The sequence below is a fragment of the Atlanticothrix silvestris CENA357 genome, assembly GCF_016056295.1.
Taxonomy (GTDB): domain Bacteria; phylum Cyanobacteriota; class Cyanobacteriia; order Cyanobacteriales; family Nostocaceae; genus Atlanticothrix; species Atlanticothrix silvestris.
This window is the reverse complement of the sequence record NZ_JAECZB010000104.1, coordinates 1-16,504: the sequence shown is the minus strand read 5'-3', so window position 1 is coordinate 16,504 and position 16,504 is coordinate 1. Positions and strand designations below refer to the sequence as shown.

Here is a 16,504-nt window from a genome sequence, read left to right as displayed (position 1 = left end):
GGTGGGGCCCCCTTTGGGGATAAGGGGCAGGGTTAAAGGGTTGGTTTTTTCATCCTTTACCCTTTTCCCCTCTTGCTTCTTTCCTGCTTCTTTTCTAGTCCTTGGCGAGAAGCGCTACAAGTAGTTTTGGTATTATTAAACAATTGCTGTAATCATAGTTGTGTACCATAAGACATTCTCATTGGTTTTGTCAGCCAAATTATAATATTGAGCATATATTAGGTGTATCTAAATTGTCTTGTTAGTGTTTTGACTGACTGCTTTGAAAAATAATAATTATGCCTATAGTGCCCATAGACCAGATTCAAATTGGTCTCAATCGCCGTCCGGTCAAGGGCGAAAAAGTTAAGGAGTTAAAAGAATCAATTAAGACTAATGGTTTATTAAACCCAATTACAGTAGATCAAAAGTACAATTTGATTGCCGGACTGCATCGGTTAACTGCCTGTAAGCTTTTGGGATTAGAGGCAGTTGAGTGTAATGTTGTTAACTATCAAGATTCTGACCAAGCTCGTTTAGCCGAGATTGATGAGAATCTAATTCGCAATGAGCTAGAACCGCTGCAGCGTTCAGAACTTTGGTTAGAGCGAGATCAAATTCTCGATCGCATGGGTCTGAGGGCAAAAGTAGGTGATAACCAACATACCCTCAAAGGTGGTGAAATGATTTCACCACCTCCCAAACGAACTGTAGAGTTTGCCAAAGAAGTAGGATACTCAGAGCGCACTTTTCAGCATGGTAAGCAGATTGCTAAAGGCATCCACCCAGAAGTTAAACGAATAATTAAGGGTACAGCGATCGCCGATAGTCCTACAGCATTATTGAAGATAGCTAGGGCTGGTAGTAAAGAACGCACCTTGGCCGAAACAGCACAAAGGGCTTTAGAGTTAGCCCAAGCTCAAGGAGATATCAAAGAAGCCGAACGGCAAGCACAGTTAATAATTGAGTTCAAGAATAAGCAAAAAGAATTACAGACCTTAGCACATAAAAGTGCATTGGCACAGCGAGAAGCTAAATTAGCTCTCAAGAAAAACCAACACCAGCTAGAACCGCCAAGTGAACAATCTGCGATCGCTACAGTTAAAGTCGGTGAAGAATGGATACTAGGTAGGCATTTGGTTTATTGTGGCGATACTTCGACTCAAAAATTCCGTAATTTACTTCCTTCAGACGCAGCTTTGGCGATCGCTACTCTTTCTTCTAATTGGGAGCATAATTACTTAATAGATGAAGCACGGGTTGTCGCTGTGCTGCGATCAGAAGGTAACATTTATGAATTTTACAAATGTAGTCAAATGCCCTTTCAATACGAATTAGTTTTGGGCAATCTCTACGTAGGCATTTTTTCGCATCAATCAATATCTAAACCACAGACACCAATTAATATTGAAGGAGTAGAGGGCATTGTCAACTACTTAATCAATTTATATACCAATCAAAATAATTTTGTTATTGCTCCATTTATGGGACACGGCGAAATTCTTGTTGCTTGCGAAAGGATGGGACGTATCTGTTTTATCGGAGATAATCATCCCGAATTGGTGAGTCGCGGCATTTTACGGTGGCAGAAATGGACTGGGAAGCAAGCACAGAAACTTGGGAAATAGGGCAATACCGTTCAGTTAAGCCAAAAAGCCTCATGTAGAGACGTGATTTATCGCGTCTGATAAGAATTTTCATTGATTGTGGTCTATTTAGTTGTATTCGCAAATATGAGTATTTATCTTTGATTTTTGACTCATAAAGCTAGTGGTAAATCTGTAACTTGTTTGTCAAATGTTAATTTATAAAAATGCAATCTTTTTGATTCATAACAAGTCATTTATATGTTGTTTATGACGCACTATTTCCAAAATTAATATTTGCTTTATAAACAACTACTTGTTTCTTATGAGCATTTTATATTTAAAAACCATCAACAAATATTGTTCAATTATGATGTTCTGCTGAAAAATAAATACTGATAGTTAGGAACTTTGATATGTGTATTTATTTAGTTACCACTTGAATGCAGAATATTTGTAATGTCTTCTAAATCAACGATTAATTAACGTTGTAGCCTTAATTAACTCTCGCTTCAATTACTGATCTCCAGCCATGAATTATACTTATGTTTGATATTTTATTGACGCTTTTCATTAACGAGTAGCCAGCTTTTTTCTAAATTTACTTTAAATAAATGATTTAGTTTCTATGAAGTGTGCTAATCTTTTTATTAATTCAAACGTTTTAAAGCGGCAAGGAAAATTAGTTATTTGATTGAGCGTGGAAAAGCCAAAACTAACCGAAACCGCCTTGACATCACCTTACAAATGGTTGAGTATTTGTTCACAAATCTGTATGAATTCGGAGTAAAGGTGATGTCTTTTCTGTAACGAACTTGTCAACTCTTCTTGGTCAAATTCCATAAAATACATTATCCTGGACGTTGAAACTGGCTATGGCATTTATCAAGATACAGAACGTTGTCATTAACACCAGCTACGTTGCTGCGGTTCGGCTAGATAATCAAACTAGTTTGGGAGAAAAAAGCGTTTCTGTCTTAATAGCTACTCCTAAGTTTCCATTGTTCCAGCAGGATACAATTGCTCAAGAACTTTATCATTACGAATGGGTTGAATTCACTGGTCAAGCAGCTAACGCACTCCAAGACTATTTTACCAGTTTTAACAACGTCATCGACCTACTGCCACAACATCAAGAGTCGAGCGCTGTTTGAAGAATGAAAAATGAAGTTCGAAGTATTAATTTTATCCTTCAGCTTTGATTATTATTTTGGGATTGTATCTATTCGTTATTGTCTTTTTTCATCCTTTATCCTTTAGCATTGAACCTTACCTGTGGCGCGCCCGCACCGAAGCGATCGCAGATAAGATAACCAGCTGCTTACAAGAACAGATAGTCCATTTTTAGTAAGCAACAGCAATTACTGTAGCTTCACTATCCACAGTACTCAAGAATAGTCTATGTCCTATGTCTGCTTATTCAATTGATACTGCCTTGGCGGAGTTAGAAGCTCAGATCAACAGTTGTGAAAAAGATTTGATTAGGTTTATTGAGGGAAAAAAAATGAAGGTGGAAAAACCAGTGTCAATTAACAAAATTAATAGACAACTCCAACAAAATCCTATAGCCATTGTTGGTATGGCTTCTCTGTTTCCTAAAGCCAGAAACTTACGAGAATATTGGCAAAATATTGTTAACAAACTTGATTGTATTACCGATGTGCCTGACACACATTGGAGCGTAGAAGATTATTATGACCCTAATCCCAGAACACCAGAAGATAAAACCTACTGTAAAAGAGGCGGGTTTATTCCAGAGGTGGACTTTAACCCAATGGAATTTGGCATTCCTCCCAGCATCTTAGAAGTTACAGATGTATCGCAACTATTAAGCTTAGTAGTTGCGAAAGAAGCTATGGAAGACGCAGGCTATGGCGAATCTCGTGAATTTAGCCGCGAGACTACAGGGGTAATTTTAGGCGTGGCTATGGCCAAGCAACTGGGAATGCCACTTTCAGCTCGTTTAGAATATCCCATTTGGGAAAAAGCTCTCAAGAGCAGTGGGCTATCCGATGAAGATACACAAAAAATTATCGATAAAATCAAAAGCGCCTACGTCAAGTGGGATGAAAACGCTTTTCCTGGAATGTTGGCTAACGTAGTCGCGGGACGAATTGCCAACCGCTTGAACTTTGGCGGTATGAACTGTGTAGTTGATGCTGCTTGTGCGAGTTCCTTCGGCGCTTTAAAAATGGCGATTAGCGAACTAGTAGAGCATCGCTCGGACATGATGCTAACTGGTGGTGTGGATACTGACAACACCATCATGGCTTACATCTCCTTCAGCAAAACCCCAGCAGTTTCTCCCAGCGAGAGCGTCAAACCCTTCGATGCTAAATCTGATGGGATGATGTTGGGTGAAGGTATCGGCATGATTGTGCTGAAGCGCCTCGAAGATGCAGAACGCGACCAAGATAAAATTTACGCCGTCATTAAAGGTATCGGTACTTCTAGCGATGGGCGCTACAAGAGTATTTATGCTCCCCGTAAAGAAGGCCAAGTCAAAGCCTTAGAGCGTGCTTATGATGATGCCGGCTTTTCTCCCGCCACCGTTGGTTTAATGGAAGCGCATGGCACAGGTACAATGGCTGGCGACCCCACCGAGTTTGGATCTTTAAGAGACTTCTTTGGTGAACACGACCCCAAAAAACAACACATCGCTTTGGGTAGCGTTAAATCGCAAATTGGACATACAAAAGCGGCTGCGGGTGCAGCAAGCTTAATTAAAACCGCTTTGGCACTGCATCACAAAATCTTACCAGCCACAATTAATATTACTGAGCCAAACCCCAAACTTAATATTAAGAACTCAGCATTTTATTTGAACACCGAAACCAGACCTTGGATTAAGGCAGAAGGAGATGCCCCAAGACGTGCTGGTGTGAGTTCTTTCGGCTTCGGTGGTACTAACTACCACGTCGTTTTAGAAGAACACGAAACCGAACAAAACAGTCCCTACCGCTTACATAACAGCCCCCGTGAAGTTTTGTTATTTGCTCCCAATACTGCCCAACTATTGAGCAAATGCGAAGAAAGTTTAGGTAAGTTGCAATCAGAAAATGGAGACAGACATTACGCACAATTAATCCAAGAGTGCCAATCAGTGGAAATTCCCAAGGTGGCTGCCAGAGTGGGATTTGTTGCCGAGAATGTGCAAGAAGCTTGTAAATTGATGCAAATTAGTATCGACTGGCTAAAACACAAAGGCGCAGCAATATCTTGGGAGCATCCCCAAGGAATTTACTATCGTTCCTCTGGTATGGAATTGGGCGGTAAAGTTGTAGCTTTATTCTCTGGACAAGGTTCACAATACTTGGAGATGGGGCGGGAATTGGTGATGAATTTTCCGCTCATGCGCCGTCTACATGGTTATATGGATAGCCTGTTAATCAAAGATAATTTGCGCCCGCTATCCGAAATAGTTTTCCCTAATCCTGTATTTGATGAGGCAGAAAAAAATGCCCAAATTGCCGCCTTACAACGCACAGAATATGCTCAGCCAGCCATTGGTATATTGAGCGCCGGGCTTTATTCGATATTGCAACAAGCTGGATTTAAATCAGACTTTGTTGCCGGACATAGCTTTGGCGAACTTACAGCTTTATGGGCTGCGGGTGTTTTGAATGACCAAGATTATCTGTTCTTGGTGAAAGCTAGAGGTCAAGCAATGGCAGCTCCAGAAGACCCCGATCACGATGCGGGCAGTATGCTGGCTGTCAAAGAAGACATTAGCAAAATAGAAGCAGTTATCCGGCATTATCCCCAGGTCAAGATTGCTAACTTTAATTCTCCCGTGCAGTTTGTCTTGGCAGGGCCAACCGCAGAAATTGCAAAAGTCCGTCAGGCTTTGCACGATCAAGGATGCGCTGCTGTATTGTTACCTGTCTCCGCTGCTTTCCATACATCGCTGATTGCCTTTGCTCAGAAATCCTTTGCGATCGCTACTAAGTCAGTTAAGTTTAATAATCCCAAAATTCCTGTTTTCAGCAACGTCACTGGCAAGCCGTATCCCCAAGAACCCCAAGGGATGCAAAAAATCCTGGAAACTCACCTTTCTAACTCGGTGTTGTTTAAACAGGAAATTGAAAATATTTATGCTGCTGGCGGCACTTGCTTCGTTGAATTTGGCCCCAAGAGAATTTTGACCAACTTGGTAAAAGATATCCTTGGCGATCGCCCTCATATTACCGTAGCCTTGAACCCCAGCACCCAAAAGAACAGCGATCGCTCCCTCAAAGAAGCAGTGGTGCAGTTGCGTGTACTAGGTTTAGATTTAAAAAATCTCGATCCTTATCAAGCTCAACCCGCACTTCCCGCCACCGAGAAAAAGAAAGCGTTGAATGTACGTTTAAACGGCATCAACTATCGCTCAGAAAAAACCAAGAATGCCTTTGCTGAAGCTTTGCAAAATGGTCATCAAGTTAGTTCACCTGCTGCATCGGCAACTGTACAAGCATCATTAAACCACTCTATCCCTGAGTTATCTGCGAGTATTGCTCCCACTAAGTCGATCAAAGAAAGTAATGGTCATGGGCGTGTTGCTACTGCTGCAACCACACTTAGCGAATTTTCCTCTAACGCCACTAACTTCTCCGCATCTAGTATTACCACACTACAAAAGCCTGCCATGAATCCTGCGACCCTTTCACATCAACTAGCCCAGGAGTCAAAGATGCAAACACCAGAAAAACCTGGAAATTATCAGCGGATGCTAGAAAGTCTAGAATATCTGCTGACACAGTTTCAGCAAAATCAAGCTGATAATTTACAAGTTCACGGAACTTACCTCAACCATCAGATGGAATACACTAAAACGTTTTTCCAACTGATGCAGCAGCAGCATTCTTTGTTAGCTAACGCTAAGTCTTCGGCAGAAACAGCATCGCAACTGAAGCTAGTTGTGAAAGAAAGTGTAGAACGCAGTATGATGCAGTTTCACGCCCAACAAGGTGAAACCTTACGCATCCATGAACAGTATCTTTTGGAGCAGGTAGAATACGCCAAAAACTTTTTCCAACTGATTCAACAAGAATATGCTCAGATTCTCTCTGGTGAAGCAAGCGCTCAACCAGTCGAGACAATAAGCGATCGCCAACAGTTCGTAAATTTCACCGATACACCTGTTACCAATAATGGTTCCAAAATAGCCGACGAACCTGTAAGTTGGGAAATTCAACCCCAGCCTGTAACTCCCACCCCCGCAACTTGGGAAATTCAACCAGAGCCTGTAATCGCCACACCTGCTACACCAGTCGTAGAAACTCAACCTGTAGCCCCAACACCTGCTACACCAGTTGTAGAAACTCAACCTCAGCCTGTAGCTTCCCCAATTCCAGAGACTGTCGTATCCGCACCTGCATCTACGGTTGATATCACTAACTTGAGTGCAAATTTGTTAGCCATCACCAGCGATAAGACCGGCTACCCAGTAGAGATGCTGGAACTAGACATGGATATGGAGGCAGATTTAGGTATTGACTCCATCAAGCGGGTGGAAATTCTAGGAGCGCTACAGGAAATGTATCCTGATTTACCCAAGCCAAACCTAGAAGAATTGGCTGAAAAGCGCACCATTGGTCAAGTTGTAGAATATCTGCAATCCCATGCTGGTAGCAGTGGTTCTGTAGAAGTAGCAATTCCTGCAACTCCAGAATTAGTTGAAGCATCTATCCCATCTCCAATTTCCGTCCCTCTTGCGGAAACCCTGTCTCCCCAATCTCCAGTCAGCACAGAACCAGAAACTACAGATGTCAATGAGTATGCAGACTTAGGTCAAACTCTACTAGCCATCACCAGTGATAAGACTGGCTACCCAGTAGAGATGCTGGAACTGGAAATGGATATGGAAGCAGACTTAGGGATTGACTCCATCAAGCGGGTGGAAATCTTAGGGGCGATGCAAGAAATGTATCCCAACTTACCCCAACCCAATATCGAAGAATTGGGAGAACTCCGCACCATTGGTCAAATTGTTGATTATCTCCAGAAGTTGGCTGGAAGTCAAAAAAAAAACTCTCAGCCTGAGCTGAACTATCAACCAGTCCAGATAATCGACAATGTTACCCGTCGTCCAGCCAAACTAAAATTTCTACCCCCACCAGATAGTTTAGATTTCACATTACCAGAGGGACACATCGGTTTAATCACCGATGATGGTTCCCTTACCACCTCTCAAGTAGCTCAATCTCTAATCGATCGCGGCTGGAAGGTAGTAGTTTTAAGTTTTCCCCAATCGCTTGTTCCTCAGCAATCGCCATTACCCGCAGGAGTAGAACGCGTAGTGTTAGCCGATATGAGTGAAGAACTACTACAACACAAATTATCAGCGATCGCTACTAACGTCGGCACGGTTGGGGCATTCATCCACATCCATCCTGTATTTGCAACGAGCCACACCGAGAGAATTTCTTATCTAGAACCAGAAAAGGCGATCGTCAAGCATGTGTTCTTTATGGCGAAGCATTTGAAAAAATCCCTCAATGAAGCAGTGCGTTACGAACGTAGTTGTTTCTTAAGCGTGACTCGTTTAGATGGAGCCTTCGGATTAGAACATAACAGCAACTTCGCGGCAATAGGCGCTGGTTTATTCGGATTAATCAAGACCCTGAGATGGGAATGGCCAAAAGTGTTTTCTCGCGCGATCGACTTGAGTCCCACTTTAGATACTCAACAGTCAGCACAACACATCATCGCCGAGCTACACGACCCAAATCTATATATTTCTGAAGTTGCTTACGGTTCACAAGGACGATTCACTTTAACTGCTTCCTTCGAGAAATAAAGAGTCTCTGTGTACTTTGTGCCTCTGCGGTTTAAAAGTCAATACAGTTCAGTTAAGGCTAAAACTCTTTGTCAAAGTCATTTTTTTAACGAACCGCCAAGAACGCCAAGGACGCAGAGAGAAGAAATAAATGCTTAACTGAACCGTATTGGTTTAAAAGTAATTTATTTAACCACAGAGACGCAGAGAGCGCAGAGAGAAAAAGGGAACTCCTGCATCCAAACATCCTATTCTGCATCTTCACTACTGAAATTGAAAGAGTATGCAACCAAATTTACCGGAGTTCCCTTCTTTACCAGAGCTTCCTACTACACCTAAGCCTAAGCCTAAGCCTGCAACTGTACCAGAACTTCCTGATTTACCAGAGTTTCCCCCTTTACCCGATCTTCCTCCTATAAAAATAAGCTGCAAAATTTCCCAACAACTATGACCACACCAACACAGGTTCGTCCTTCATCGGTTTTTCTTGTCAGCGGTGGTGCAAAAGGAATTACGGCTCAATGCACCATCGAAATGGCACAGCATCAACCTTGCAAATTCATTCTTCTCGGTCGTTCTGAAGTCTTGGATAATGAGCCGGATTTTGTTCAAGATTGTTTTGAAGAATCGGCATTAAAAAAACGCATCATGGAGAATCTGCTGACTCAAGGTGAAAAGCCTACACCCATGAGTGTGCAGAAAATATATAACAAGATTGCTTCCAGCCGAGAAATTAAAAAAACCCTAGCTGCAATTCAACAAACAGGCGCTCAAGCAGAATATATTAGCGTTGATGTTACAAATGTCGCCGACTTACAAACAAAATTAGCCGCAGCGGTTGAGCGTACAGGAGCCATTACAGGCATTATCCATGGCGCAGGAAATTTAGCCGATAAATTAATCGAAAAGAAAACCGACCAAGATTTTGAAAAAGTTTATACAGCCAAAGTTCAGGGACTAGAAAATCTACTTACTTGCGTCAACCCCAGTCAACTAGAACAGCTAGTATTGTTTTCTTCCGTCAGCGGCTTTTACGGTAACATGGGGCAATCTGATTATGCGATCGCTAACGAAATTCTCAACAAATCAGCCCATTTAATTAAGCAAAACTATCCTCAGTGTCACGTCGTAGCGATTAATTGGGGAGGCTGGGATAGCGGGATGGTGACACCAGAACTCAAAAAAGCTTTTGCAGAACGAGGAATTGAGATTATTCCGGTGGAAGTTGGCACAAAAATGTTGGTAAACGAACTGCATCCCGCTTATCACGAAACCACACAAGTAGTTATCGGTAGTCCCAGCATACGACCACCAGCACCCTTAGACCCAGAACTACGCAGTTATCGTATCCGTCGCCGGATGACATTAGAAGCTAATCCCTTTTTACACGATCATGCGATCGCTGGCACTCCAGTCTTACCAGCTACCTGTGCCATGTCCTGGATGATTAATGCTTGTGAAGAACTTTATCCAGGTTATCGATATTTGCGTTGCAAAGACTTCAAAGTTTTGAAGGGAATTACTTTCGGTGAAAACTCTCCCAGCGAACACATCCTCGAACTACAAGAAATTGCAAAAACTGATGCTGAATTTGTAGAATTTCAAACAACTATCTTAAGTAAAAATGCCGCCGGAAAAACTCATTTTCATTATAAATCGCTGATTAAACTGATACGACAAATGCCAGATGCTCCCATTTATGAATCTGCAAATTTTACCGAAGATCACACCATAACCACCACTGGTAAAGATTTTTATCAAAATGGAGATTCGTCCCTATTTCATGGGCCAGCATTTCAACAAATCACCAGAGTTTTAAATATTAGTCCTCAAAAAATTACTATCGAATGCTGTTGGCCAGAAATCACAGCCCAACAGCAAGGACAATTCCCTGTACAATGGCACAATCCTTACACAACCGACTTGAGTACACAATCCTTATGGATTTGGTTGAACCACTATCATCAAGAAGTTTGTTTACCAGGACAATTAACACATTCCGAACAGTATAGAGCCGTACCCTGCAACGCACCTTTTTATGTAACTTGCGAAATTGAAGGGAAAACAGCAACCAGCGCAACAGCTAACTTTATCCTCCACGATCGCGAAGGAAAAATATATTCACGTATCTTAGGAGCAAAAGCAGTCATTGCACCAATGAACTTACACAAGCCTAAGTAAGTACTTCTATAGCAACCATAAAGGTAATTACTAATTCGTAATTCGTAATTCGTAATTCGTAATAGTGAAATCTTAGTAGCAGAGCCGCTACTAATAAACTTCGTTGAGACATAGAAGACACAACGAAAAAATCAAAGTGTCAAAATTTCACTAAACCTTTAGGATTGCTATAGTAGACTAGTATTGTATTTACTCCTTTCTTTTCTTTCTTTGCGCCTCTGCGTCTCTGCGTGAGATAAAAATCCTGTCACCTTCGGGGAATAGCGTAATCCTTTCAAGTTTGGGAATAATATTTAGGGAGCGTAAATCCTTCTGGCTGCCCTAAAAATTCCCCTATCGCCTAATACCCCAACGAGGATATCAATAGTGGAAAAAATAGCCATCATCGGATTATCATGCCTCTTTCCTGATGCTAACAATCCTGAACAATTTTGGCATAATCTTACTGAAGCCAAAGATTCTACATCATCTGTAACAGTTGATGAAATGGGTGTAAACCCCACAATATTTTACGATCCAGTCAAGGGGAAACCGGAAAAATTTTACTTCCGTAAGGGAGGATTTGTTCGCAACTTTAAATTTGATCCTAGCGAATATAATCTCCCAGCAGCATTACTAGAAGGATTAGACAACACCTTTAAATGGTCATTGTATGCAGCTAAACAAGCAATTATGCATAGTGGCTATTGGGGTAACAATAATATTCTCTCCAAATGTGGCGTAATTTTAGGAGCTTTATCTTTACCTACCAAATTTTCTAATCAATTAGTTTCGCCCATTTATCAGCAAACCATGAATGGTGCGATCGCAGAACTTTTGCAAGATCAAGATTTCCATTTAGCTGGTTTACCAACAACAGCGAAACCAGCCTTGCACAATTCGATGATCTGTGGCTTTCCAGCTGCTTTAGTCGCTCAAGCTTTTTCTTTATCTACTACTCATTTCTGTATAGACGCTGCTTGTTCCTCGTCATTTTATGCAATTAAAATGGCATCCCATTACCTACAATCGGGCAAAGCTGATTTGATGTTAGCGGGGGCAATCAGTTGTACAGATCCCCTATTTCTACGGATGCTATTTTCTGGTATTCAAGGATATCCAGAAAACGGTATTAGCAGCCCTTTAGATAAAAAATCACGAGGACTAGTGACAGCCGAAGGCATCGGCATGGTTGTACTCAAAAGATATAGTGATGCCGTCAGAGATGGCGATCGCATCTTAGCTACCGTTTGCGGTACTGGACTTTCCAACGATGGTAAAGGCAAACACTTACTCAGCCCTAATTCTAAAGGGCAAAGCTTAGCTTTTGAACGAGCCTATACCGAAGCACAACTTTCTCCTCAAGCGATCGATTATATGGAGTGTCACGCCACTGGCACCTTACTAGGAGATACCACCGAATTTAATTCGATAAAAACCTTTTTTGGTCAACACCAAGCAGCCCCTTTAATAGGTTCAACCAAAGCAAACGTCGGACACTTACTAGTTGCTGCTGGCATGGTCAGTTTGACTAAAGCAATACTCAGCATGTCTCATAACACAATTCCACCAACCATTAACGTCACAGAACCCTTAGAAGACGAAAATAACGTTATTTCTCCCGAAAAAATAGTCACAACTCCCACCCCTTGGCCTAATAATTCTATTAAAAAATATGCCGCCCTAAGCGCCTTCGGCTTTGGTGGTACAAACTCCCACCTGATTCTAGAAAAAGAAAATCCCAGAAAGAATGAAGCATAAAACTTAATCTCTTCTTCTTTGCGCCTTTGCGCCTTTGCGTGAGACAAATCCATCCCTCCCACCTTGTTCATAATGTTAAAACCCCAAAATAACACCACCGACAAAATCGTCATTGTCGGCATGGATGCCTTTTTTGGCGAATGCAAAGACTTAGATACCTTTGAACGCAGTATTTATGAAGGCAAACAGCACTTCATCCCCTTACCGCCTCAAAGATGGTACGGCATAGAAGAACAAAAAGACTTACTCCAAGAATACGGATTAGCAGACGGCAAAGCCCCAACAGGAGCTTACATTCAAGACTTTGACATTGATACCTTAGCTTATAAAATCCCGCCCAACGAAGTAGAACAACTCAACCCACAACAAATACTACTACTGAAAGTAGCCGATCGCGCCCTCAAAGATGCCAACATTCCAGAAGGTGGTAATGTCGCTGTAATTATTGCTGCGGAGACAGAACTATCTGTCCATCAGCTACAACAACGATGGAACTTGTCTTGGCAAATTAAAGATGGCTTAAATGCTGCGGAAATTACTTTGCCTACAGAGCAAATTGCCCAACTAGAAACCATCGTCAAAGATAGTATCCATCATCAAGTAGAGATTGGTGAATACTTGAGTTACATCGCCAACATTATGGCGAGTCGGATTTCCTCTTTATGGAATTTCAGCGGGCCAGCATTTACCATCACTGCGGTGGAAACCTCTGCTTTCAAGGCATTGGAATTAGCACAAATGCTCCTGGCTACCGAAGAAGCAGACGCAGTGGTTGTTGGTGCTGTCGATTTGGTTGGTGGGGTAGAAAGCGTTTTACTACGAAACCAATGGTCAAAAATTAACACTGGTGCTAACACCTTGAGTTATGACCAAAAGGCCAATGGTTGGACAGTCGGTGAGGGTGCTGGCGCAGTTGTTCTCAAGCGTCATGATATTGCTAAAGCAAACGGCGATCGCATCTATGCAGTTGTTGATGCTGTGAGCTTTGGGCCAGTTTCGGCTACTTCTGAAGTTTGTAACCAAGCTTTCCAAACAGCTGGGATTCAACCCGCCGAAGTTAAGTATGTAGAGGTTTGCGGTAGTGGTGTTCCCCAAGAAGACACAGCCGAAATCATCGGATTGGTGCAAGCTTATCCTGCTGTAGGTAATGGTTTGCACTGTGCAATTGGTAGCGTCAAGGCCAATATCGGTCATACTCATGTAGCTTCTGGTATTGCCAGTCTGATCAAAACAGCTTTGTGTCTCTATCACAAATACATTCCCGCCACCCCCAACTGGTCTGGTGTCAAAACCCCAGAAGTTTGGCAAGGTAGTCCTTTCTATGTCGCTACAGAATCTAGACCTTGGTTTTTGGCTAAAGACTCGACAAAGAGAGTCGCAGCAGTCAATGGTATGGGGTGTGATGGTACTTATGCTCATGTGATCTTGTCGGAAGAATCTGAGCAACAGAAGTACAGCAGTAAGTATTTAGAGCAAATGCCTTTTTATCTGCTTCCTGTAGCAGGTGATGGACGCTCAACTTTATTAGAGGCTTTGGATAGTCTCCAAAAAAGCATCGAAAATAGTTCTAACTTGTCAACTACTGCTAGTCAGATTTTCACTAACTTTCAGCAGGAGGCTAAATACACCCTAGCGATCGCTGGACGTAACACAAAAGAATTACTTAAAGAGATTGAATCTGCTCGTAAAGGTATCAATAATGCTTTTGAACGAGGTACAGATTGGCAAACACCTGTTGGTAGTTACTTTACAGCTAACCCATTGGGTAAAAAAGGGGCGATCGCTTACGTTTATCCAGCAGCGGTCAATTCTTACGTTGGTATCGGTCGTAATTTATTTCACTTGTTTCCCAGAGTCCACGATGACTCAATGGTTAAAAGTATTTACAAACGTGCTGCTGACGTTGAGAGGCTAGTTTTCCCTAGAAGCTTAAATAAGTTATCCATCAGACAACTAGAAACTCTCGAAAAGCGATTGCTAGATGACTCCCTAGCAATGTTTGAAGCGGAAATGTTTTTTACCAGAATCATCACTACAATTATTCGTGATGATTTTCAAGTCAAACCCAAATATGTGTTTGGCTATAGCTTGGGTGAAACCAGCATGATGGTTGCTCAAGGAGTTTGGAGCAATTTTTATCAAGGTAGTAATAGCTTTAACTCATCGGCTTTGTTTGGCGAGCGCTTATCTGGCCCAAAAAATGCCGTGCGTGAGTATTGGGGCTTACCAAAAACATCTACCGCTTGCGAACAAAATCTCTGGGTAAACTATGTACTCATGGCTAGTCCATCCCAGGTGATTGCATGTCTCCAACATGAGCAGCAAGTTTACTTAACTCAGATTAATACACCAGAGGAAGTATTAATTGCTGGGGAACCGACAGCTTGTCAGCGAGTGATTAAAGCTTTAGGTTGCAATGCTTTTCCGGCTCCTTTTGATCATGTCATTCATTGCGAAGCGATGCGATCGGAGTACGAAGAGTTAGTAAAACTCAACACTTTACCATCGCAAACAATTCCCGGTGTTGTATTTTATTCTGCGGCTGAGTATCAACCAATCACTCTCGATGATGGCACTGTTGCTCGGAGTATTGCCACAGGTTTGTCCCAACAACTCGATTTTCCGCGATTAGTTAATCGTGTTTACGATGATGGGGCAAGGATATTTATTGAAGCTGGTGCTGGTAGTGTTTGTTCTCGATGGATTGATAAAATTCTAGAAAATAAAGAACACCTCACAGTATCACTCAATCGTAGAGGTATGGATGATCATACTTCTATTATTAAAGCCTTAGCAAAACTTGTCAGTCATCAAGTTGCTGTGGATTTATCACCAATTTACAGTCCTATTTTGGCAACTACCAATCAAAATAAAGCAACCCTGAGAACCGTGACCTTGGGTGGTAATTCAATTACAGCCGCGATTTTGAGCGAAGAAAACCGCAAACTTTTCCAAAATATCGCTGAAAAATTACGGCGCGATCGCTCCCAAAGACTGCATCAAAACATACCTTTTTCTCAAAAAATTGCTAGCAGTAATAGTCATCTTCATAACATTTCATCATCTCCAAATCAGCCAGCAGAACTTCCAATGAAAAATATCATTGAACACGGTTTTCAGTCTTCAGAACAATTACAATTTTCTGAGTTAACTGCCACTCAACAGACAACTCCTGAATCCATTTCGTCTTCACCCGCTGCAAATCACGAATTTGGTAACACAATCAGCATGTTTGATGTCAATCAGTCTCAGTATCAAAAGCTGACTGCCAACAACTCTCGGATAACTAAATCTCATACTGCTTTTTTACAAGCTAGACAAGATTTTAGTAAACAAATGAGTGAAATCATTCAACTGCAATTAGCTTGTGCTGAAAACTTATTGAATGAAGAATCCTAATAATTGAAGTATGAAGGATGAAGACTAGTACTGCAAGGCGTAAGTCAAAAGGATCTTATCTTAGGCGTTTGAAATTTTGAAATCGGTATCCTTATTTACGCAAAAGAGTACTAGAAAAACTTCATCCTTCATAGAAAGGGAGGGAGTAAAGGTAAAAAGTAAGTGGAATAGTAGGCAAAATAATCCTTATGTTTTTATCCTTTACCCTTTAACTTTTCCCCATCTTGTTTATAATCCATTGCTTTTAATCCGAGGGATAGCTACTGTGACCACTGTAGATACGCTACTGAGCAAATATGATCATGGCCTTGGCTTTTCTGCCTATACCTACAATCAAAATCTAAGCTGGAAAGGGTCTTTAGATGATATATCTTTTGAGCAGATAGCTATTAAAGATAAATTACTAACTTTAGATAAACCCTGTTACATCGTGAAAGTTGCTGGAAAAATTGGTGTAACAAATGAGGGCTATTTATACCCTACTGAAAATGGCACAACAGCACAGGTAGAACTGCTGACGTTTGTTCCTCCTATTCGCATTCAACAGTTAGGAGATCCTAATTTTCTTTCTTTTCATGGTGTAAAATATGCTTATGTGACTGGTGCAATGGCTGGCGGTATCGCTTCTGAAGAAATGGTCATTGCTTTAGGTAAAGAGAAGATTTTAAGTTCTTTTGGTGCTGGCGGTTTAACTCCAGAGCGTTTAGAAGCTGCAATTAATCGCATTCAATCAGCTTTACCTCATGGCCCTTATGCTTTTAATTTAATTCACAGTCCTAATGATATGGCGATTGAACGCCGGGCTGTAGATTTATATCTAAAATATCAAGTCACAACTGTAGAAGCTTCGGCATTTTTA

Annotated in this window: 6 protein-coding genes and 1 pseudogene; all 7 read left to right on the top strand. The window is 41.6% G+C overall.

What is annotated here, in order from left to right; genetic code table 11:
* The first annotated feature begins 278 nt into the window (after positions 1-278).
* A complete protein-coding gene (locus tag I8751_RS27620) occupies positions 279-1,607 on the top strand; it encodes a ParB N-terminal domain-containing protein (protein ID WP_214442281.1) in 1,329 nt (442 codons plus the stop codon).
* Between the two features lie 833 nt (positions 1,608-2,440).
* Positions 2,441-2,719 carry a hypothetical protein gene (locus I8751_RS27615; protein ID WP_214442280.1) on the top strand — a complete coding sequence of 93 codons (279 nt, stop codon included), beginning with the start codon at positions 2,441-2,443 and terminating at the stop codon, positions 2,717-2,719.
* A gap of 254 nt (positions 2,720-2,973) precedes the next feature.
* Complete coding sequence (locus I8751_RS27610) at positions 2,974-8,346, top strand: type I polyketide synthase (protein ID WP_214442279.1); 5,373 nt, start codon at positions 2,974-2,976, stop codon at positions 8,344-8,346.
* A gap of 426 nt (positions 8,347-8,772) precedes the next feature.
* The gene (locus I8751_RS27605; RefSeq protein ID WP_214442278.1) at positions 8,773-10,506 is read left to right on the top strand and encodes an SDR family NAD(P)-dependent oxidoreductase; all 1,734 of its coding nucleotides are present in this window, start codon (positions 8,773-8,775) and stop codon (positions 10,504-10,506) included.
* Positions 10,507-10,872: 366 nt separating this feature from the next.
* Positions 10,873-12,246, top strand: coding sequence for a beta-ketoacyl [acyl carrier protein] synthase domain-containing protein (locus tag I8751_RS27600; protein WP_214442277.1), 1,374 nt, complete (start codon positions 10,873-10,875; stop codon positions 12,244-12,246).
* 72 nt (positions 12,247-12,318) lie between these two features.
* Positions 12,319-15,645: a PfaB family protein gene (locus I8751_RS27595; RefSeq protein WP_214442276.1), complete on the top strand. Its 3,327-nt coding sequence runs from the start codon at positions 12,319-12,321 to the stop codon at positions 15,643-15,645.
* 265 nt (positions 15,646-15,910) lie between these two features.
* A pseudogene (locus I8751_RS27590) lies at positions 15,911-16,504 on the top strand (2-nitropropane dioxygenase); the annotation flags it as partial.

Excerpts from the sequence above, each read along its gene's own strand:
- I8751_RS27620 (WP_214442281.1), top strand. The coding sequence starts at position 279 with ATGCCTATAGTGCCCATAGACCAGATTCAAATTGGTCTCAATCGCCGT.
- I8751_RS27615 (WP_214442280.1), top strand. The coding sequence starts at position 2,441 with ATGGCATTTATCAAGATACAGAACGTTGTCATTAACACCAGCTACGTT.
- I8751_RS27610 (WP_214442279.1), top strand. The coding sequence starts at position 2,974 with ATGTCTGCTTATTCAATTGATACTGCCTTGGCGGAGTTAGAAGCTCAG.
- I8751_RS27605 (WP_214442278.1), top strand. The coding sequence starts at position 8,773 with ATGACCACACCAACACAGGTTCGTCCTTCATCGGTTTTTCTTGTCAGC.
- I8751_RS27595 (WP_214442276.1), top strand. The coding sequence starts at position 12,319 with ATGTTAAAACCCCAAAATAACACCACCGACAAAATCGTCATTGTCGGC.